This is a genomic window from Sanguibacter sp. Z6_81, assembly GCF_057180625.1.
Map to the genome: position 1 here is coordinate 495,971 of NZ_JBXUFV010000001.1, position 19,694 is coordinate 515,664.

Consider the following 19,694-nt stretch of genomic DNA (forward strand, 5'->3'; position numbering starts at 1 on the left):
TGCGCCCGAGGGTGCGAGGGAAGTTCTACAGTTGTGCACTCAACGCGGAGCCGTACTCGATTCCGGCCACGCCATCGGTTAGCCATACGTGCTGCGATAAGCCTCGATCGCCGGCACCGAACCGAATAGGGTTCGCTTCCCGCCTTCGTCCAAGATCTCAAGCGCGACCCCCAGCTCCCCGTAGTTGAAAAGGTTGAACTGCACAGCTTCGCCTCCCTCGGTGATTGCCTCTGAAGAAACCGAATCGCCGGGAGCAGGGACGACAGCGCCGCCGATCTTTCCGGCACGGACCATCGAACCTTCGAAGTTGCAGCCGGTGATCTCGGCCAGCTCCTCTGCGGTTACCTCGCGCACAGGCTCGCACCGGTTGTCAGGGTCTCCCTGGGCAATCAGAGGAGGAGAGGGCGAAGGCGTCTCCTCGGCGCAGGCAGTACACGCCAGTGAGAGCAGGGCCGCAATTAGCAGCAGGGGGCGCGCTTTACGATTTCTCATGATCAGTGCAACTGCCTAGCAGAGGTAATCAAAGCGACGAGAGATCTCACATCCGACGCGGGCGGTAGGCGCGCAAATCCGTGCTGCGACTCGCATTACGCTGCCTGCATCCTGGCTGGGACGTGACGGCTAAAGTTGAACGCATGCGCCACTGAGGTACGTTTCTCGTGCCTGTTTCTCGGCGGAGATTCGTGACGATGACCCGCAACTTACCAGGTTTGCTGTGTCTCGACTAGAGATGACTGATTAAGGTATTGCGCGACGAAGAGCGCGAGAACCGCAGCAACGCCGCCCCGCCGCCAGCATGCGGCGACCCGGCGCAGGACGGTGCGGACGGAGGTGGGCTCGGGTGCGGTGGTCACGGGCCCATCGCGCCGGTCCCGCTGTGCCATCCACCTCAGTCGCACGACGGATCTCCGACCCCGTCCCAAGGAGCACGGGGGCCGGGGTGGTCGCCCGGGGTCGACGGGTTCCGTGCGGACCACCGGGACGTCGCCGAGGCGCTCGTGTGCCCCGTCAGCGTCGCACCCATCATGTACGCGCCGCGAACGGTCTGAAAGACTCCCCCCATGGACGACCCGCACGACCTCTCCGTGACACCCGACCACATGCGTCGGGCGTTCGGCATGCTCACCGCGTACGTCCTGCTGCCCGAGTCCAGTCACGAGTTCTCGGAGGAGTTCGTCGAGCTCGGCCTCTCCGACCGGGTGAGCACCCTTGTCGCCGGCCGGCGCCTGTGGCACATCATCGCGGCCGACGCGGCACGCAACGGCGCCTACGACGGGTCCGTCGAGGCCGCGATCCGCGCGAGCGCACGCATGGCGGACATCGAGTTCCAGCTCCTGCCGGGCGCTCTCGCGCTCGCCCACGACCTCGACGCGACCCTCGCGAGCGCGGCCGTCACGATCCCCCTGGGCATCGTCCACCAGATCGCGACGAAGGCGACACGGTCCCTGGACGCGCTCGCGTACTTCCTCCGCGCGGCGAGCATCGTCCTGCACAGTGACGCCGAGCAGCGTGAGGTGAGCGTCGACGCGCTCCTCGCGGGCATCGGCCGCGCGCTGGCCGAGGCGTAGCAGGAGGCCTCGCGCGCGTCAGCGGAACCGGCGTCCCTCGTCGCGCCGGTACGCCCAGACGGTGAGCGCCGCGAACAGCACCGTCCAGCCGAGCAGCACCGGGACCGCGAGCGGGTAGATCTCCTCGCCCGTGAGCACGCCGACGAGGATGTCCCGGCCCGCGCGCGTCGGGGTGGCCTGGGAGAGCGTCGCGAGCCAGTCGGGGAAGAACATCGGCGGCATGAACAGCCCGCCCGCGAACGCGAGGGGGAAGAGCACGACCTGCACCACCGCGAGCGCCGCCTTCGCCGTGAGGGAGTAGCCGATCCCGATGCCGAGGAGCACGAACGGCACGGACACGGCGAGGATGACGGCGGCACCGCCGAGGAGCTGGCCGGTGGTGACCGCGGCGTCGGTGAACAGCCACGCGATGAGGACGAGCGGCACGAGGGCCAGCAGGGAGAAGATCGCCCCGTTGAGCACGCGCGCGGCCATCCGCGGTGCCGGTCCGGCGGGCAGGGTCCGCACGTAGGGGTCGAACGGCAGCGCCCGGTCCTCGGAGATGCCGGCGCCGTGCGTGAAGAGGCTCGCGGAGCACACGGCGAACAGCCCGAGGGACGCCACCGCCATGGTCGCCATGACCGGGTCGCCCGCGACGGCCTCCTGCGGGACGACGAAGAAGAACATCGCGAGCGCCGGGAACACGAGGTTGCCGATGACGGCGATGGGGACGCGGACGGTCTCGAGGAACTGGTACTTCAGGTGCAGCCAGGTGAGCCGGGTGAGGGACTGCGCGCGCGGGGTCGCGCGTCCTGTGCCGGCGCTCGCGCCGGGTGACGTCGTGGTCATCGTCCTGCTCCGTCCGTGCTGGTCCTGGGCGCGAACCGCGGGGCCGGGCCCGTGGCCTCGGCGTCGACCATCTGGCCGAACGCCTCCTCGAGGGTGGCGCCGCGCACCTCGAGGCCGTGGAAGTCGATCCCGGACAGCACGAGCTGCCGGACGAGCCCGTCCGCGTCGGCGGTGAGCAGCTCGTACCGGTCGCCCTCGCGAGTGGTCTGCACGACGCCGGGCAGCGTCGTCGGCCCGTCCGACCCGGCGAGCGGTCCGGCGTCCAGCACGGCGCTGGTGTGCAGGACGACGCGCCGCAGCGCGACCTGCTCGAGGATGTGCTCCATCGAGTCGTCGGCCTTGACGACCCCGCGGTCGATGACGACGACGCGCTGCGCGAGCGCCTGCACCTCCTCGAGGTAGTGGCTCGTGAGCAGCACGGTGCCGCCCTGCGCGTGGTACTCGCGGATGGCGTCCCAGAGTGCCTGGCGCGCCGAGACGTCGAGGCCGGTCGTGGGCTCGTCGAGGAGCACGACGCTGGGGCGGCCGACGAGGGCGAGCGCGACGGCGAGGCGTCGTTTCTGCCCGCCGGACATCCCGCCGGTCTGCCGGCCGGCGAGGTCGCCGAGGCCGAACTGCTCGAGGAGCTCGCCCGTCGGGACGGGGTCGGGGTAGTGCCCGCCGATGAAGTCGACGACCTCCCGCACCTTGAGGGTGGAGGGCAGGCCGGTCTCCTGGGGCGTGAGGCCGAGGACGGTCCTGGCCGCGGCGTCGCGCGGGTCCCTGCCTGCGAGGCGCACCGTCCCGGAGTCGGGCTTGCGCTGCCCGCACACGAGGGACAGGAGGGTCGACTTCCCGGCACCGTTGGGTCCGAGGAGCCCGACGAGCTCACCCGCGCCCACCTCGAGCGAGACGTCGTCGAGCGCGACGACGTCGGAGAAGCGGCGGGTGACGCCCGCCACGGACACGATGCTCATCCTGCTGCCCCCTTGAGGAGTTCTCTCAGCGACTCGGTGTAGTCCTCGAACGCCCGCCGCCCACGGGCCGTGAGCTCGATGTACGTCGCGGGCTTGCGGCCCTCGTGCGTCTTGGTGACGGCGACGTACCCAGCGTCCTCGAGCTTGCGCAGGTGCGTCGAGAAGTTTCCCGCGGTCATGTCGAGGAGCTCCTGGAGGCGCGGGAAGGCGATGCGGTCGCCGGGAGCCAGAGCCGCGAGGGTCGCGACGACGCGCAACCGCGCCTGGGCGTGGATGACGGGGTCGAGCTCGGTCTCCGTCATGCCTGCCTCGCGGCACGCCGGCCGTGGACGTGCTCGACGACGGCACCGACGAGGAACCCGCCGCCGCCCAGGAGCGCCATGACGAGGTAGGTGTAGGGCAGGCCCGCGTAGAGCGAGACGGCCGCGACGAGGATGATCCAGATGCCGAGCGCGTACTGGCGCGGCTCCTGCCAGAACGTCCCGCCCGCCATGTAGAGGATGCCGACGATGAGGCAGGCGACGGCGTTGGACGCGAGGGCGACGACCTCGTCGCTCGCCCCGGCGGACTCGAGCCCGCCGATGATGAGGCCACCGCCCAGGAAGCCGATGAACCAGCTCCACCCGTACATCGCGCCGAGCCTGGCGGAGACGCCCTGGATGCCCGCGGTGGCCCGCATGCTGTAGACGATCGTGGCGATGACGGCGACGGTGAGGGCGCCGCCGAACACGGCGAACGCCCACGGGGCGGGGGTCGTGGCGCCACCGTCGATGGGCCGCCCTCCCGGCAGGGACCCCTCGGCCGTGAGGTACAGCGCGAGATACCCGACGAGCCACGCGCACCCCCACATCGCGAAGAAGATGCGGCCGTCAGGGTCGGTCGCGCGGACCTTCGCCGTCTGCGCCTCGATGAGGCGCAGGCTCTCGGCGGGGTCGAGCCGCTCGTCGGCGGTCGCGGGCGGCAGCACCTCGTGCCCGGGCCGGGCTGTCCGGTGGTCCTTCTCGGCGTCGTTCATCGTGCCTCCTCGTCAGAGTGCTTTGCGTTGCAAACTAGTCTGCGAGCATGCCACGGTCCTCCCACCTCCACAACCCCGGGCGCACGTGTCTGCTCCGAGGGCGGGCAGGTCGTCCGGCGGCGGGCCCGGTGGGAGGTTCTCAGGGGGCGTCGTTAGGGTGGTCCCCGTGACGACCTCCCTCGCGCTCCCCACCTCCACCCCGCGCGCGCGCCAGCGCCTCATGCTGCCGGTCATCGCGCTGCTCGCCGGTCTCGCGGCCCTGCTCGCGACCCCGGCCAGCGCCCACGACTCGCTCGTGAGCAGCGACCCCGCGGACGGCGCGCAGCTCACGGCGGCACCGGCAGCCGTGACCCTCACCTTCAGCGCGAACCTCCAGGCGCTCGGCGGCCTCGTCGTCGTCACCGACAGCGCCGGCACCCAGGTGGCCGCCGGGGAGCCCGCCGTCGACGGCACGACCTCGTCGCTCCCCCTGCCCACCGACCTGCCGAACGACACGTACACCGTGGCGTGGCGCGCGGTGTCCTCGGACGGTCACCCCATCGAAGGCACGTTCACCTACACGGTCGCTGCACCGGTCGGCCCCGTGGAGCCGTCCCTCGGGCCGGACGAGGGAGCGGACGAGGAGCCGGGGGAGATGACGACGCAGGAGGCCCCGACGCAGGAGGACGCCGCCACCGAGGACGACTCGAGCGCCCCGGCCGAGGCCGAAACCGACGACGACTCGCCCGGTCTCCCCTGGCCCGGCATCCTCGTCGGCGCGCTCCTCGGCATCGTCGCCGGCACCGTGCTCGTCGTGCGGGCGAAGAAGCGAGCACCGAAGGAATGAGCATGACGGGCGACGTCGTCGGCGACGGTCCCGAGCTCTCGGCAGCGGCCGCCGCCCGCCGCGAGCGCTGGCGGACCGGCGCCGAGATCTGGATCGTCCTCGGCCTCAGCCTCGGCGCGTCGGGCGTCTACGCCGTCGTCAACATCATCGCCCGCCTCACCGCCGAGACCGCCCTGCGGGACCAGTCGGCGACCCTCAACACCGCCCAGTCCCCGCGCCCCTACCTCGACCTCACGTACCAGCTGCTGTCGATCGGCTTCGGCCTCGTGCCCGTCGCGCTCGCGCTCTACCTGCTCTCCGCCCGGGGCGGCGGAGTCCTGCGCCGGATCGGGCTCGACGCCCGCAGCCCGCTCCGGGACACCGGTGTCGGCATCGGGCTCGCAGCCGTCGTCGGGATCCCGGGTCTCGCGTTCTACGTCGCCGGCCGGGCGATGGGCATCACGGTCGACGTCCAGCCCGCCAACCTCGACCCGTACTGGTGGGCGGTCCCCGTCCTCGTCCTCGCGGCACTCGAGAACGGGCTCGTCGAGGAGATCATCGTCGTCGCCTACCTCACCGAACGCCTCGAGGACCTGCGCTGGGGTCCGGTGAAGATCATCGTCACGAGCGCCCTCATCCGCGGCTCGTACCACCTCTACCAGGGCATCGGGCCGTTCTTCGGCAACGTCGCCATGGGCGTGCTGTTCGCCTGGTTCTACCAGTCGCGGTGGGGCAGGCGGCGCGTGCTACCGCTCGTCATCGCGCACACGGTGCTCGACGTCGTCGCGTTCGTCGGGTACCAGTTCCTCCCGGACTCCTGGCTCCGCGCCCTCGGCATCGGCTGACAGGCGGGGGCGCTCGGGCGCGTCGTCGATGTGGATGACGCCGCCCTTGCGACGTTTGGCCTCCTCGCGCGCGGCCGTCTTCGCCGCGGCACGCTCAGCCGACATCCGCTGGCTGTCCTCGCGCCGCGCGACGATCGCGTCGAGCACCGGGCTCTGCCCGGCCAGTGCGCGGTCGAGGTCCTGCGCGACCGACCGCACCGAGAACGCCGAGACGAGGTGGATGGACCCCGTGACGAAGGCGTAGACCGCGAACACGAGGGTCGTCACCTCGAGCATCCCGGTGATGTCCCCCGACCGGGTCACGAGGAGGAACCCGAACAGCGTCGACACGAGCCCGAACGTCAGCAGCCACGGCCACGCGAGGTCCCGGTTGCGGACGAGCGTCGCGGCCCCGATGACGGACTGGACCCCGAGGACGAGGGCCCACACGACGAGCAGGTAGAACAGCGTCGTCGGGGTGAGCGACGGCCACAGGACGATGAGCACCGCGAACACCACGTCGGTGATGCCCTGGACGAGCCACCAGCGCCACCCGGTCTCCTGGCGGCTGGCCAGGCCCTGGAACGCGCCGATGAGACCGTCGGCCAGCAGGAAGGCGGCGAAGACGTACTGCACCCTGCCCATCTCGGACAGCGGCTCGATCATGAGGAGCAGACCCAGCGCGATGAGGACGAGCCCGCGCAGGAGCGGCAGCCACCACGTGGGACGCACCGCCCGGGCGATGCTCGTCGGCGGTTCTGCGTCCCGTCGGTCGGTGCGGGATGCGGAGGTCTTGCGTGCCATGGTCCACCTCGTGAGGACAAGCTCAGTGTGCGGGGCGGGCGCATCTCCCCGAGCGTCCATCGTAGGACCGGGCGTAGGCTCGTGCCCGCCGCCAGAACGCCCGCCCGCCCGGAGAATCCGAGGACATCGACCGTGCCTGATGACCGCACCGCCCTCGACGCGACCGCCCTCGGCGAGCGCCTGCGCACCATGAGCGCGGTCCTCTTCGACCTCGACGGCGTGCTCACCCCGACCGCGGACGTCCACATGCACGCCTGGTCGCGACTGTTCACGCCGTACCTCGAGTCGCACGGGGCCGCCGGGTACACGGATGCCGACTACTTCACCTACATCGACGGGCGCCCCCGGTACGAGGGGGTCCGGGCACTCCTGACGTCCCGCGGGATCGAGCTGCCCGAGGGCCTGCCGACGGACCCGCCGGAGGCTGACACCGTCTGCGGCCTGGGCAACCGCAAGAACGCCGTCTTCACCACCGTGCTCGCCGAGGACGGTGTCACCCCGTACCCCGGGTCCGTCGACCTCCTCGACGCCGTGACCCGCCTGGGCCTCGCTGTCGCCGTCGTCTCGAGCTCCCGCAACGCCGTGCCGGTGCTGGAGGCCGCGGGCCTGCGGGACCGGTTCGACGTCGTCGTCGACGGGGTCCTCGCCGCACGCGAGGGGATCGCCGGGAAGCCGGCTCCCGACACGTACGTGCACGCCGGAGCCCTCCTCGGGCACACGCCCGACCGGTGCGTCGTCGTCGAGGACGCGCAGTCCGGTGTCCGCGCCGGCCGGGCCGGCGACTTCGGGCTCGTCGTCGGGGTGGACCGCGGCGTGGGCGCCCAGGCGCTGCTCGACGACGGCGCGGACGGTGTCGTCACGGACCTCGCCGAGCTCGTCCCCGCGCTCACCGCGCAGGACCCGACACCCGCAGGAACCACCGAGGACAGCCCATGAGAAGGATCGTGTCCGACCCCCTCGACCGCACCCGCTTCCCCATCGACGAGTGGGCGCTCGTCGAGACCATCATCGACCCCAGCGACGCCGGGACCACCGAGACGCTGTTCACCACGGCCAACGGCTACCTCGGGGTGCGCGGCAACGTCGAGGAGGGTCGCAGCGGACACACCCACGGCACGTTCGTCAACGGGTTCCACGAGACCTGGAAGATCCGTCACGCCGAGGAGGCCTTCGGGTTCGCGAAGGTCGGACAGACCATCGTCAACGCGCCGGACGCCAAGGTCATCCGCCTCTACGTCGACGACGAGCCGCTCGTCCTCACCCAGGCGGACATCATCAGCTACGAGCGGCGGCTCGACTTCACCACCGGGGTCCTGTCCCGCCGGGTCGAGTGGCGCACGCCGTCGGGCAAGCGCATCCTCATCCGCTCGCGGCGCATGGTCTCGTTCGTCGACCGGCACGTCGCCGTCATCGACTACGAGGTCACCCCGCTCGACTCGGACGCGTCGATCGTCATCTCCAGCCAGATCCTCAACCGGCAGGACGGCCAGGACGAGTACACCTCGGGGGCGCCGGCGAGCGTCACCACCGCGGACCCCCGCAAGGCCGAACGCCTCGCGGACCGCGTGCTCCTGCCCCGCTTCCAGCACGCCGCGGACGGCCGGTACCTCCTGGGCTACCAGTGCGCCAACTCGAAGATGACGATCATCGCGGGGGCCCAGCACACCCTGCAGACGGAGAACCGCTTCTTCGAGACGTCGCACATCGAGAACGACCTCGCGAAGCACGTCTACACGATCCAGGGCCGCGCCGGCGTGCCCATCCGGCTCGTCAAGACGCTGAGCTATCACACGTCGCGCGGTGTCCCGGCGCGGGAGCTGAGCGACCGGTGCAACCGGACGCTCGACCGGGTGGGTGCAGGCGACGTCGAGGACCTCTTCGACGCGCAGGTCGCGTGGCTGGCCGACTACTGGGCCCGCACCGACGTCGAGGTCCACGCCCACCCCGCGATCCAGCAGGCCACCCGGTGGAACCTCTTCCAGCTCGCCCAAGCGACGGCGCGCACGGACGGCAGCGGCATCGCCGCGAAGGGTGTCTCCGGGAGCGGGTACGGCGGACACTACTTCTGGGACACGGAGATCTACGTCCTGCCCGTGCTGACGTACACGTCGCCCCTCGTCGCCCGCAACGCCCTGCGCTTTCGGCAGAAGATGCTCGGCGCTGCGCGGGACCGGGCGACGGAGCTCAACCAGCTCGGCGCGCTGTTCCCGTGGCGCACCATCAACGGTCTCGAGTCGTCCGCGTACTTCGCGGCCAGCACCGCCCAGTACCACATCGACGCGGACATCGCCTTCGCGCTCGCCCAGTACATGCGGGCCACGGGCGACGTCGAGTTCCTCGCCAGCGGCGCGATCGACATCTTCGTCGAGACGGCCCGCATGTGGGCCGACCTCGGCTTCTGGCGTGGCAACGGCGATCCCACGTTCCACATCCACGGCGTGACCGGTCCGGACGAGTACACCACCGTGGTCAACGACAACCTCTACACGAACGTCATGGCGCGCGCGAACCTGCGCACGGCGGCGGCGTCCGTCGAGTACCTGTGGCGGACGGACCGCGCCGCCTGGGAACGCATGACCACGCGGCTCAACCTCGACGACCTCGAGCTCCTCGAGTGGACGCGCGCGGCCGACAACATGCACATCCCCTACGACGAGACCCTCGGCATCCACCCCCAGGACGCGCAGTTCCTCGAGAAGGAACGGTGGGACCTCGAGCAGACACCCGACAGCCTCAAGCCGCTGCTGCTGCACTTCCACCCCCTGGTGATCTACCGGTTCCAGGTGCTCAAGCAGGCCGACGTCGTGCTGGCGCTCCTGCTCCAGGGAGACCAGTTCACGGCCGAGCAGAAGCGCGCCGACTTCGACTACTACGACCCGTTGACGACCGGGGACTCGACGCTCTCCGCCGTCGTGCAGTCGATCATCGCCGCGGAGATCGGGTACCAGGACCTCGCGATCCCGTACTTCCTGGAAGGTCTGTTCGTCGACCTCGCGAACCTTCACAACAACACCCCCGACGGTGTGCACGTGGCGTCGGCGGGCGGCATCTGGAGCGCCCTCGTCATGGGCTTCGGGGGCATGCGCGACCACAACGGCGTGTTCTCGTTCGACCCACGCCTGCCTGACGCCTGGACGGGGCTGACCTTCCGCATCACCCTGCGACGCACCCGGGTGCGCGTCGACCTGCGCCAGCACGAGATGGTGTTCACCGTCGAGGTCGGGGACACCGCGACCGTCGTCGTGCGCGGCGAGGAGGTGACCGTGACCTCCGGGACCCCGGTGACCGTCCCGCTCGCCGGACAGGGGCACCACCTGCTCGGCTCGCCCAGCGCGCGAGCGATGGACGGGATCCGCCGGCCCGACGGCTCCTTCATGACGGCCTCGCTGCCCACCCTCGCGCTCGACAACGATCCCGAGCACGCCGAGCACGCGTAGGAGAGGGAGACCCGGACCGCGCCGCAACGAATAACCTCCCCCGGGCGCATCCTCCCGGAATAGACTTCAGAGCATGCCGACCTCACCTCGCCGCCCCCCGGTGGCGCACGACGTCGGCTCCTTCCACCCCGTCGACGAGCACCGGGACGCGGCCGCCGCGGCCCGGAACGACGACACGGACCAGCCCGTGCTCGTCATCGACACCCCGATGAGCCACGTCCGCCAGCCGCGCGACCTCCTCGCGCTCGTGCTCACCGCCGTCGGCGCTGCGATGGTGCTCGTCCTCGCCGTCTACGCGCACGGCACCACCGAGGGCGTGCAGGCGGACGTCCGCAACTTCTCGTCCGTCCTCGCCCGCGTGCTGTTCCTGCCCGTCGCCCTCCTCGAGGGTCTCGTCACGCTCGTCGTGCCGGTCGCCGTCCTCACCGAGATCGCGATCCGACGCATGGGTCGCCAGGTCGTCGAGTGCATCGCCGCCCTCATGCTCGGCCTCGCGCTCTCCGCCGTCACCGAGTGGGCGCTGCTGACCTTCGCGACCCCCGACCTCATCCAGGGCATGTCCGTACCCCTGCGCGGCGTCTACACGCTGACGATCCCCGGGTACGTCGCCGGGATCGCCGGACTGCTCACCGCCGCCGGCCCCCGCACCCGCCGCCGGACCGTCGCGTTCTCCTGGAACCTCCTGTGGGTGTCCCTCGGCATCGTCCTCGTCATCGGTCAGGTGTCCCTGGCCGGGGTGCTGCTCACCCTCCTCCTCGGACGGCTCGCCGGGCTCGCTGTCCGCTACGCGGCGGGAGTCACGAGCGAGCGCGCCTACGGGGACGACCTCGTCGCCGGCGTCCGGCGCGCCGGGTTCCACCCCACGGCGCTCGTGCGCGTGCGGGACGTCGCGGACGCACCTCTGAGCGGGGACGCCCCGGGACCCACCGGCGACCCCACCGGTGACCCCTCCCGCGACCTCGGCACCGACCCGTCCGCCGTCGCCATCACCCGCTACTCCGACAACCGCGTCTACGCCCTCACGCAGGAGGACGGCCCACGCCTCGACGTCGTCGTCCTCGACGGCGACCGCCAGGTCATCGGTTTCCTCACCCGCCTGTGGCGGTCCCTGCGGATGCGCGGGATCGACGGGCGGTCGGCCATCTCGCTGCGCGCCGTCGCCGAGCGCGCCGCCCTTCTCGCCTACGCGGCCCGCGCTGCCGGAGTCCGCTCCCCGGAGCTCGTCGGCATGGCGGAGGCCAGCGACTCGATGCTCCTCATCCAGGAGCACACCGTCGGCACCGTCCCCCTGCGGGACCTGCCGACCGAGCAGATCACCGACGCCGTGCTGCGGGACGCGTGGTGCCAGCTCGAGCTCGCCCACGGCGCCGGCCTCGCGCACCGCGCCCTGACCGCGGACGTCCTCCTCGTGGGGACCGGGCCCGACGGCGCGCCCCAGGTGTGGCTCACCGGCTGGGAGTCGGGCGACGTCGCGTCCTCGACCCTCGCCCGCCGCGTCGACCGGTCACAGCTCATCGCCCTGCTCGCCCTGCGGGTCGGCGCCGAGCGTGCCGTCGCGTCCGCCGCCGCCGTCCTGCCCGAGGAGGACATCGCGGCGCTCGGCCCGCTCCTGCAGACCGTCGCCCTGCCCGCCAGCACCCGCGAGGAGGTCGGCCGGCACAAGGAGGTGTTCGCCGAGCTCCGCACCGCTCTCCTCGCCCGGATGCCCCAGGCCGACGTCGAGCCCGTCAACCTCGTGCGCTTCGGCGCCCGGACGATCATCACGCTCGCGATCACGATCGTCGCCGTCGTCGTCGTCGTCACCACCGTGAACTTCGACCAGATCGCCCGGGCGGTCGCCGAGGCCCAGCCGTGGTGGGCCCTCGTCGCGTTCGCCCTCGGACTCCTCACGTGGGTGGGGGGCGCGGTGACGCTCGTCGCGTTCTCCCCCGTGCGCCTGGCCCTCGTCCGCGTCACTCTCGTGCAGGCCGCCGCGTCGTTCGTCGCCCTCGCCGCACCCGCCGGGATCGGTCCAGCGGCGCTCAACCTGCGGATGCTCACCCGACGGGGCGTGTCCACGTCCCTCGCCGTCGCGACGGTCGCGCTCGTCCAGGTGTCCCAGCTCGTCGTGACGATCATCCTCGTCGTGGTGCTGTCGGTCGTCACCGACAACGGCGGGGCGCTGCGCAGCCTCCCCTCCGCCACCGTGTTCTCGGCCCTGGCGATCCTCGCTGCCGTCGCCGCCGTCGCGTTCCTCGTGCCCGCCGTCCGCCGCTGGCTGCACACGAAGATCGAGCCGATCGTCCAGCAGCTGTGGCCGAGGTTGTCCGAGATGCTCGGAAACCCGGGGCGGATGGCGCTCGGGCTCGTCGGCAACGCCGTCATGACCCTCGGTTACGTCTTCGCGTTCGACGCCGCGCTCGCTGCGTTCGGCCGGGAGGTCAACCTCATCGACGTGGCTGTCGTGTACCTCATCGGCAACACGGTGGGTTCGTTGGCCCCCACCCCGGGTGGTCTGGGAGCGATCGAGCTCGCGCTCGTCACCGGGCTCACGACCACGGCCAGCGTCTCCGCACCCATCGCGACGTCTGCCGTCGTGCTGTTCCGGGTGGTCACCTACTGGGCGCGCATCCCGCTCGGCTGGGTCGCGATGCGCTACCTGCAGAAGAAGGGCGACCTCTAGCGGGTCGCTGTCCGGCCCGGCGACCTCGGGGCGGAAGATACGGAGGCGTCTCACCCGCACAAGGTGAGACGCCTCCGCACTGCACGGGCCGCCGCAGGCACCAGTGGATCGCACCGGCGGTCCCCCTGGGGCCCGGACGAGGTCTGCACCCCGACGGATCGAATACTAGCCCCACGCGTGGCCGCTGTGGGAGCGCTCCCTTCGTTGACATCACTGACCTCCGGTCAGCGATGGGGAAGCGTCATGCCCCCCGGGGTGTCCTCGTCAGTCAGCCGCGAGAGGGCGCACGGGAGCCGGCCTGGTGCTCAGGGCAGCGCCGAGCTGCTCGGTCAGTGCGGCGAGGAGGGCGGGCTCGAGACCGAGCGCCACGAGCTGGGACAACCGCCCCGCGACGGGCCCCGGTGCGGTCGCGAGCCCGAGGATCCGGGTCTTGAGGTCGAACTCGATCTGCGCCCGGTCGAGGAGCGCGAAGACCCGCTCGGTGACGTGGTTGTCGTGCAGCCCGGGCTCAGCACCGAGCTCGACGACGACCTCGCTGTCGCGCGGCACGTCCGTGACGGTGACGGCGACCCGGGTCCCGGTCCGAGCAACGTGCCCGGTCACCGGACGACCGTCGACGGTCACCGGAATCTCACCCTCGTGCGCCAGCGCAGGGAAGGTCAGGGTCCATGAGCGGACCGCCGGCACGACGTGCGCTGCCCCCGACGCGGGCCGGACCACGACACGGCCCGACGCCTGCTCGTACGTCAGGGTGGTGCACGCGAGGTCACCACCGGGGGTGTCGTCGTCCTCGATGAGCTCGAACGTCCCGTCCGCGCCGACGACGACGAGCACCTCGAGGTGCCGGGGGCTGACCGGGTCGTTCACCGGCACGGCGCTCCCGTCGAGCGGGACGATGGCACCAGCCCGGGCGAGGACCGGCAGCGCCGTGACGTCACGGTGCATCGTGAGCTCACGGTCGCCGTCGTACACGAGGTCCGCCAGGACGTCCACCCACACCCCGGCGGGCAACCAGGTCCGCACCTGCGCGGTCCGGGTGCGCGGGTCGCACGGCTCGGTGATCGCAGCCACGACCAGCTGGGAACCGAACGCGTACTGGTTCGGGACCTCGTACGCCTGGGGCGCCTCCGGCGCCGCGTAGTACATCGGCAGCACGAGCGGGGTCCCCGCCGCTGCGCGGTGGTTCATGGTGTGCAGGTACGGCACCAACCGGTGCCGCAGCCGCAGCATGTCGACCATCGCCTCCCGGGTGTCCGTGGGGAACGTCCACGGCTCCTTGGTGATGAACGGGTTGGCCCCCGAGTGCAGGCGCGTGATCGGCGAGAACACACCGAGCTGCAGCCACCGCGTCGAGAGCTCGTCGTCCCGGGTGCCGTGGAAGTGCCCGCCGATGTCGTGGCTCCACCAGCCGTAGCCGATGTTGCTCGCCGTGGCGGTGAAGTGCGGCTGGAACGCGAGGCTCGCCCAGGAGATCACGGTGTCCCCGGAGAACCCCACGGGGTAACGGTGGCTGCCCGGTCCCGCGTAGCGCGAGAAGGTCAGCGCCCGGCGGTCCTCGCGGGCATTGTCGAGGAAGTGGAAGTGGTTGAGCATCCACAACGGGTCGATCCCGGCCACCCGCGAGTGGGGCCCGGACTGCCAGTCGAGCCACCAGAAGTCGACCCCGTCGGCCTCGAGACCACGGTGCAGGACGTCGAAGTACGCCGTGAGGAACTCACGGTCCGTGACGTCGAACGAGATGGGCTCACGCGTCGCCGGGTCGAGACCGAGCGCCCGTGCCATCGCCGCGTAGGCGTCCTCGTGGGCGCGCACGCCGTCCGCGGGGTGCACGTTGAGCGTCACCCGGAGACCGCGCTCGTGCAGCCACGCGAGGAACCCGGCCGGGTCCGGGAACAGGTCGCGGTTCCACGTGTAGCCCGTCCACCCGCTGCCGAGCTCCCGCGGGACGTCGGTGACGTGCCAGTCCATGTCGATGACGCTCACCGAGAACGGGATGCCCTCCTCCTGGAACCGCGTGATGAGCTGCGCGTAGGAGTCCGCCGTGTAGCGGTGGTACCTGCTCCACCAGTTGCCGAGCGCGTAGCGCGGGAGCACGGGCGTGGGCCCCGACACCGCGTAGAGGGCCGCGAGCGCCTCCGTGTAGTCGTGCCCGTACGTGAACACGTAGAGGTCGTGGCCGCCCGCGGGGCGCGGCGCGACCCAGCCCTCGTCGTCGAACAGCATCGACGACGAGTCGTCGATGACGGCATAACCGTTGCGGGAGACCACCCCGGGCTCGAGCGGCACCGCACCGTCCGCCTTGTCGAGCGTGCGGGCGGTCCCGCCGAGGTCGTCGGCCGGCTGCCCGAACCGCCACACCGAGTGGTACGCGCTGATGCCGCCCTGGACGGCGACGCTCAGGCCGCTCGTGGTGAACGGCCCCTTGTCGTACGTGAGCCGCATCCGGGACGTGACGATCTCGAGGTGCGTGCCTGAGTCGTGGACGGTGAAGTCCGGGACGTCGAGCGCACGGTTGAGCGCGAACGTCGATGCCCGGTCCTCGAAGCGGCCGGTGTCCGAGTACTCGAGGCGGACGAGACCGTCCGTGAGGACGGTGATGCGGTAGCGGTCACCTGCCACCACCGCCCCGGGACGGGCGATCGGGTCGGTGGACAGGCGTCGTGCGCTGGGCATGGGGATGTGTTCTCCGGAGCTGGGACGGGGCGGGACGGGGAGCCGGGACGGGCGGGGCGGTCTGCAGGGAGGGGCTGCTACCCCTTCACCGCACCTGTGGTGAGCCCGCCGACGATGAACCGCTGCAGGTACTGGAAGAGCAGGACCACAGGCAGCGCAGTGAGCACCGCGCCGGCCGCGAAGACACCGAGGTTGTTCGACCGGTCTGATTCGATGATGCCGTACAGACCCACGGCGAGCGTCTTGACCTGGGTGTCGGTGAGGAAGATCGAGGCCATGAGGAACGCCCCGATCACCCCGACGAACGCGAGGAGGGCGGTCACGGCGAGGATGGGCCGCACGAGCGGCAGGATGATGCGGAAGAACACCGTCGCGTGACCGGCGCCGTCCATGATCGCGGCCTCGTCGAGCTCCTTGGGGACGGTGTCGAAGAACCCCTTGATGAGCCACACGTGGGCGAGGGCGCCACCCATGAGCACGAGGCAGTACCCGAGGATCGTGTTCATGCCCAGGCTCGGGAGGACCTCGCCGATCGCGGTGAACATCGTGAACAGCGCGATCACGGCGAGGAACTGCGGGAACATCTGGATGAGCAGGAGGGTGAGCAGACCCATCCGGCGACCACGGAACCGGTGCCGGGAGAAGGCGTAGGCGGCCAGGGCGCTGCACAGCACCTGCCCGACGGTCACGACGAGGCAGACCACGAGGGTGTTGCGCATCCACGTGAGGAACGGCCGCGACGAGTCCGTGAAGAGGGCCTCGAAGTTCACGAGGCTGAACCTCGTCGGGATGACCCCTGTCGACACCACGGTGCCGAGGGGGTTGACCGACGCGGACAGGATGTAGAGCACCGGGATGATCGCGAACGCGACGGCGGCGAGGCCACCGACGTGGCGCCACCCGACCTCCCGCCACCACCGCAGTCCGGTGGGGCGGACGAGGGTGTCGTCGCGGCGGCGCCGACGGGCGGCAGGGCGGCCGCTCGTCGAGGTGGTGGTCCTCCCGTTGGTCGACGCGGCGGTGCGTGGGGTCTGGGCCATGTCAGTTCACCTCTTCGAGCATGCGGGTGGCGCGGAACTGCAGGGCGGCGATGACGCCGGTGAGGATGAACAGGAGCGTCGCGATGGCCGACGCGAAGCCGAACTGCGCGCCGCCCCCGCCGAACGCCAGCCGGACGGTGTAGCTGATGAGGATGTCCGTCCCGCCGGCCGTGGGGTTCTCGGGCGTGAACGGTCCGCCCTTGGTGAGGAGCTCGATGACGTTGAAGTTGTTGAAGTTGAAGGCGAACGACGAGACGAGCAGGGGTGCGACGCTCACGAGGAGCAACGGGAGGGTGATCTTGCGGAACCCCGTCCACCCGTTGGCGCCGTCGATGCTCGCCGCCTCCTTGAGCTCTCCCGGGATCGACTGCAGCGCACCGGTGCACACGAGGAACATGTACGGGAACCCGAGCCACAGGTTGGTGAGGAGGACGGCGATCTTGGCCCAGAACGGGTCGCCGAGCCAGTTGATGTCGAGTCCGGTGAGCTGGTTGATGAGCCCGAAGTCCTGGTTGTAGAACCCTGTCCACACGAGGATGCTGATGAACCCCGGGATGGCGTACGGCAGCAGCAGGATGGACCGGTAGGCCTTCTGGCCGCGCACGCGCCGGTCGTTGAGCATGACGGCGAGCACGAGACCGAGCGCGAAGCACAGGGCGACGGACCCGGTCGCGAAGACGACGGTCCACGCGAAGATCCGCAGGAAGTCCTTGAGGATCCGCGGGTCGTCGATCACCTTGGCGTAGTTGGCGAGCCCGACGTCGGCCTTCCACGACTGGTCCGACAGCCGGGTGCCGTCCGCAGAGACGAAGTACTCGCGGTCGCCCTGCTCCTGCACCGTGTACTCGACGCCGGTGTCGGTGTTCGTGATCGTGTCGCGCGCCTCGTCGTACTGCAGGACGGTGATGCCCTCGTACGCCTCCCGCAGACCTCGTTGCTGGATGGCACCGTTCTCGGTGAGGACGGTCATCTCCGCGAGCGCTGACGACGCGGCGTTGATCTGCTGGGGCGTGAGGAACGTGTAGCCGTCGGCGGCAGTGACCGCGCCGTCCTCGACGGTGACCTCGTCGTCCCCGAGCTCCTCGAGACCTTCCTCCGTCCCGGAGTAGACCTGACCGGTCTCCGGGTCGACGAGGAAGAACGTGTAGGGCCCGGAGGCCGGGTCGCCGGTGGTGGCGATCGACAGTGCGTACGTGCGGGCGTCGGGCGCCTGGACGATGGAGTTGCCGATGATCCGGCTGACGGTCTCCTCCTTCGTCGAGCGTGTGCCGTCGCCGTAGTTCGTGGTGGACGACTGCACCGTGAAGGCCACGGGCAGCACGATGAACAGGACGAGGAAGATCGACCCGGGCACGAGGTACTTGGCGGGGATCGCCCGGCGCCCCGCGTAGGTGGCGAGGAGCACGGCGGCGAGAGCCCAGACGGCGACGAGGATGCCGTACTGCTCGGCGGCGACGAGCGCGGGGGTGAGTGCGACCGCGGTCCCGAGGATGGTGCCGAGGCTGACCACCTTGATGATGACGGTCAGCGCCCCGGTCGTGCCGCGCGGGCGCCGGACGCGCCGGGATTCCGCGGACGGGGTACGTCCGGGCGTGGGTGTGAGGGTCTGGGTCACGGCGGTCCTGGCTCTCGGGAGCACGTCGCGCCGGTGGCGCTGTGCGGGCGGGGAGGTGCTGTGCGGGCGGGGAGGTGCGGGCGGGGAGGTGGATGTGGGGCCCGGCGACGGCTCACCGGGCCCCACGGGGGGTCAGCCTCCGGCGACCGCTGCGCGGATCGTCTCGGCCGTGCTCTGCATCGTCGAGGTGGGGTCGGCGCCACCGACGACCGCGGCGTAGGCCTGGCCGAGCGGGGGCCAGATCCCGGCCATGAACGCGAAGTCGGGCAGCAGGGTGGCGTTCTGCCCGGCCCCGGCGAGCTTGCCCATGTCCGGGTCCTCGACTGAGACGGTCGCGAGGACGTCCGCGTGCACGGGCGGGCGGGGGTCCTCGGCGTACATGGCTGCCATGGCCTCTTCGGAGTTCATGGTGTTCGTGATGAACTCCTGCGCGAACGTGGGGTTCTTGGCCTTGGACATCTGCCAGAAGGCCTGGGCACCGAGGAACGGTGCGGCGGGGCTGCCACCTTCGAACGCCGGGATGGGGCTGATGTCGTAGGGGACCCCGGAGGCGCGCACGTCGGCGAGTGCCCACGGCCCGGTGACGAGGAACGCGGCGTTGCCCTCGGTGAACTGGGCGATGGAGTTGGTGCCGTCGATCGACTGGGACAGGACGCCGGCCTCGCCGAGCGCACCGATCTTCTCCGCGGCGGCGATGGAGCCGGCGTCGTCGATGCCCACCTGCGTGGGGTCGTACTGACCGTCCTCGTCGATGGCGAACAACGAGCCACCGGCCGAGGTGAAGAAGGCGTGCATGTGGTACGCGTCGCCCTCCTGGCCGACGGGCAGGCTCAGCGCGCGCTCGACGAGGCCTGCCTCGACCGCGGCCTGGCCGGTGGCGACCATGTCCTCGACGGTGGCCGGGGCGTCCGGAGCGGCCTGGGTGTTGCGGATGAGGACGAGGTTCTCCATGCCGTACGGCAGGGCCCAGACCTGGCCGTCGCGCGTCACCGACGCGACAGCGCCCTCGTCGTAGACGGCGAGCTCGTCCGGGGTGAGGGACAGCGGGGTGATGGCGCCGTTCTGCAGGGCGCCACCGAGGAAGTCGTTGGGCAGGGTGAGGATGTCGGGGCCGTTGCCTGCCGCGTTGGCGGTGATGGCGTTGGCCGCGAGGTCCGCGGCGATGACCTGGACGGCGACGGTGATGCCGTTGTCCTCGCCGAACTGCTCGGCGATGGGGGTGATGGCCCGGGCGGCGACGTCGGACGTCCAGATGACGAGGTCCGCGTCGGCGCGCTCGGGCGCCTCGCCCTCGGTGCTCCCTGTGGTGCTGGGATCCTGCGTCGGTGCGGGCGCCTCGCTGCTGGAGCACGCGGCCGTGACGGCCAGCACTCCGGTGGCGAGCCCTGCGGTCAGGATCCGGGACAGCCGGCGTGGCTGTGGTCGGGTCGACATCGTCGGGACTCCTCTGGTCTGACGGCCGGCGCG

At 71.0% G+C, this 19,694-nt stretch carries 16 protein-coding genes; 6 read left to right on the top strand and 10 right to left on the bottom strand.

The features are described from left to right. Positions 1–78 precede the first annotated feature (78 nt). Positions 79–354 carry a hypothetical protein gene (locus AC2AXK_RS02365; protein WP_484343729.1) on the bottom strand — a complete coding sequence of 92 codons (276 nt, stop codon included), beginning with the start codon at positions 352–354 and terminating at the stop codon, positions 79–81. A 707-nt stretch (positions 355–1,061) separates the two neighbouring features. Here AC2AXK_RS02365 and AC2AXK_RS02370 point away from each other — a divergent pair. Further along, the gene (locus tag AC2AXK_RS02370; RefSeq protein ID WP_484343730.1) at positions 1,062–1,568 is read left to right on the top strand and encodes a hypothetical protein; all 507 of its coding nucleotides are present in this window, start codon (positions 1,062–1,064) and stop codon (positions 1,566–1,568) included. 18 nt (positions 1,569–1,586) lie between these two features. Here the strand turns inward: AC2AXK_RS02370 and AC2AXK_RS02375 are convergent, their stop codons facing one another. The 4 genes from AC2AXK_RS02375 to AC2AXK_RS02390 are packed head-to-tail and all read right to left on the bottom strand — an operon-like array spanning position 1,587 to position 4,367. Next, positions 1,587–2,396: an ABC transporter permease gene (locus tag AC2AXK_RS02375; protein ID WP_484343731.1), complete on the bottom strand. Its 810-nt coding sequence runs from the start codon at positions 2,394–2,396 to the stop codon at positions 1,587–1,589. Next, positions 2,393–3,352, bottom strand: a complete 960-nt coding sequence (locus AC2AXK_RS02380; protein WP_484343732.1) for an ABC transporter ATP-binding protein — start codon at positions 3,350–3,352, stop codon at positions 2,393–2,395. The genes AC2AXK_RS02375 and AC2AXK_RS02380 overlap by 4 nt, the downstream gene beginning before the upstream one ends. Beyond that, complete coding sequence (locus tag AC2AXK_RS02385; protein WP_484343733.1) at positions 3,349–3,654, bottom strand: transcriptional regulator; 306 nt, start codon at positions 3,652–3,654, stop codon at positions 3,349–3,351. Before AC2AXK_RS02385 ends, AC2AXK_RS02380 begins: the two co-directional genes overlap by 4 nt. After that, the gene (locus AC2AXK_RS02390; RefSeq protein WP_484343734.1) at positions 3,651–4,367 is read right to left on the bottom strand and encodes a hypothetical protein; all 717 of its coding nucleotides are present in this window, start codon (positions 4,365–4,367) and stop codon (positions 3,651–3,653) included. The genes AC2AXK_RS02385 and AC2AXK_RS02390 overlap by 4 nt, the downstream gene beginning before the upstream one ends. A gap of 166 nt (positions 4,368–4,533) precedes the next feature. Between AC2AXK_RS02390 and AC2AXK_RS02395 the strand changes: the two genes are divergently transcribed. Together AC2AXK_RS02395 and AC2AXK_RS02400 are read left to right on the top strand one after the other, a co-directional pair. Then, positions 4,534–5,193: a copper resistance CopC family protein gene (locus AC2AXK_RS02395; protein ID WP_484343735.1), complete on the top strand. Its 660-nt coding sequence runs from the start codon at positions 4,534–4,536 to the stop codon at positions 5,191–5,193. A 2-nt stretch (positions 5,194–5,195) separates the two neighbouring features. Next, positions 5,196–6,017: a CPBP family intramembrane glutamic endopeptidase gene (locus AC2AXK_RS02400; protein WP_484343736.1), complete on the top strand. Its 822-nt coding sequence runs from the start codon at positions 5,196–5,198 to the stop codon at positions 6,015–6,017. Here the strand turns inward: AC2AXK_RS02400 and AC2AXK_RS02405 are convergent. Beyond that, the gene (locus AC2AXK_RS02405; protein WP_484343737.1) at positions 5,919–6,800 is read right to left on the bottom strand and encodes an HdeD family acid-resistance protein; all 882 of its coding nucleotides are present in this window, start codon (positions 6,798–6,800) and stop codon (positions 5,919–5,921) included. The genes AC2AXK_RS02400 and AC2AXK_RS02405 overlap by 99 nt on opposite strands. A gap of 189 nt (positions 6,801–6,989) precedes the next feature. Between AC2AXK_RS02405 and AC2AXK_RS02410 the strand changes: the two genes are divergently transcribed. The 3 genes from AC2AXK_RS02410 (at position 6,990) to AC2AXK_RS02420 (ending at position 12,899) form a co-directional block, all read left to right on the top strand. Further along, positions 6,990–7,736, top strand: coding sequence for an HAD family hydrolase (locus AC2AXK_RS02410; protein WP_484344240.1), 747 nt, complete (start codon positions 6,990–6,992; stop codon positions 7,734–7,736). Next, on the top strand, positions 7,733–10,237 hold the full coding sequence (locus tag AC2AXK_RS02415; RefSeq protein WP_484343738.1) for a glycoside hydrolase family 65 protein: 2,505 nt from the start codon (positions 7,733–7,735) through the stop codon (positions 10,235–10,237). The genes AC2AXK_RS02410 and AC2AXK_RS02415 overlap by 4 nt, the downstream gene beginning before the upstream one ends. 73 nt (positions 10,238–10,310) lie before the next feature. Next, positions 10,311–12,899: a lysylphosphatidylglycerol synthase transmembrane domain-containing protein gene (locus tag AC2AXK_RS02420; protein ID WP_484343739.1), complete on the top strand. Its 2,589-nt coding sequence runs from the start codon at positions 10,311–10,313 to the stop codon at positions 12,897–12,899. Positions 12,900–13,163: 264 nt separating this feature from the next. Here the strand turns inward: AC2AXK_RS02420 and AC2AXK_RS02425 are convergent, their stop codons facing one another. From AC2AXK_RS02425 to AC2AXK_RS02440, 4 genes are all read right to left on the bottom strand, one after another. Further along, positions 13,164–15,572, bottom strand: coding sequence for a glycoside hydrolase family 31 protein (locus AC2AXK_RS02425; RefSeq protein ID WP_484343740.1), 2,409 nt, complete (start codon positions 15,570–15,572; stop codon positions 13,164–13,166). A 77-nt stretch (positions 15,573–15,649) separates the two neighbouring features. Beyond that, positions 15,650–16,612 (bottom strand): sugar ABC transporter permease, encoded by a 963-nt coding sequence (locus AC2AXK_RS02430; protein WP_484343741.1) that lies wholly within the window; start codon positions 16,610–16,612, stop codon positions 15,650–15,652. Between the two features lies 1 nt (position 16,613). After that, a complete protein-coding gene (locus AC2AXK_RS02435; protein ID WP_484343742.1) occupies positions 16,614–18,227 on the bottom strand; it encodes an ABC transporter permease subunit in 1,614 nt (537 codons plus the stop codon). 132 nt (positions 18,228–18,359) lie between these two features. After that, on the bottom strand, positions 18,360–19,661 hold the full coding sequence (locus tag AC2AXK_RS02440; protein ID WP_484343743.1) for a sugar ABC transporter substrate-binding protein: 1,302 nt from the start codon (positions 19,659–19,661) through the stop codon (positions 18,360–18,362). Positions 19,662–19,694 lie beyond the last annotated feature (33 nt).

Bases quoted from the DNA above. Each gene is read 5' to 3' on its own strand.
- AC2AXK_RS02370 (WP_484343730.1), top strand. From the start codon at position 1,062: ATGGACGACCCGCACGACCTCTCCGTGACACCCGACCACATGCGTCGG.
- AC2AXK_RS02375 (WP_484343731.1), bottom strand. From the start codon at position 2,396: ATGACCACGACGTCACCCGGCGCGAGCGCCGGCACAGGACGCGCGACC.
- AC2AXK_RS02380 (WP_484343732.1), bottom strand. From the start codon at position 3,352: ATGAGCATCGTGTCCGTGGCGGGCGTCACCCGCCGCTTCTCCGACGTC.
- AC2AXK_RS02385 (WP_484343733.1), bottom strand. From the start codon at position 3,654: ATGACGGAGACCGAGCTCGACCCCGTCATCCACGCCCAGGCGCGGTTG.
- AC2AXK_RS02390 (WP_484343734.1), bottom strand. From the start codon at position 4,367: ATGAACGACGCCGAGAAGGACCACCGGACAGCCCGGCCCGGGCACGAG.
- AC2AXK_RS02400 (WP_484343736.1), top strand. From the start codon at position 5,196: ATGACGGGCGACGTCGTCGGCGACGGTCCCGAGCTCTCGGCAGCGGCC.
- AC2AXK_RS02405 (WP_484343737.1), bottom strand. From the start codon at position 6,800: ATGGCACGCAAGACCTCCGCATCCCGCACCGACCGACGGGACGCAGAA.
- AC2AXK_RS02410 (WP_484344240.1), top strand. From the start codon at position 6,990: ATGAGCGCGGTCCTCTTCGACCTCGACGGCGTGCTCACCCCGACCGCG.
- AC2AXK_RS02415 (WP_484343738.1), top strand. From the start codon at position 7,733: ATGAGAAGGATCGTGTCCGACCCCCTCGACCGCACCCGCTTCCCCATC.
- AC2AXK_RS02420 (WP_484343739.1), top strand. From the start codon at position 10,311: ATGCCGACCTCACCTCGCCGCCCCCCGGTGGCGCACGACGTCGGCTCC.
- AC2AXK_RS02425 (WP_484343740.1), bottom strand. From the start codon at position 15,572: ATGCCCAGCGCACGACGCCTGTCCACCGACCCGATCGCCCGTCCCGGG.
- AC2AXK_RS02430 (WP_484343741.1), bottom strand. From the start codon at position 16,612: ATGGCCCAGACCCCACGCACCGCCGCGTCGACCAACGGGAGGACCACC.
- AC2AXK_RS02440 (WP_484343743.1), bottom strand. From the start codon at position 19,661: ATGTCGACCCGACCACAGCCACGCCGGCTGTCCCGGATCCTGACCGCA.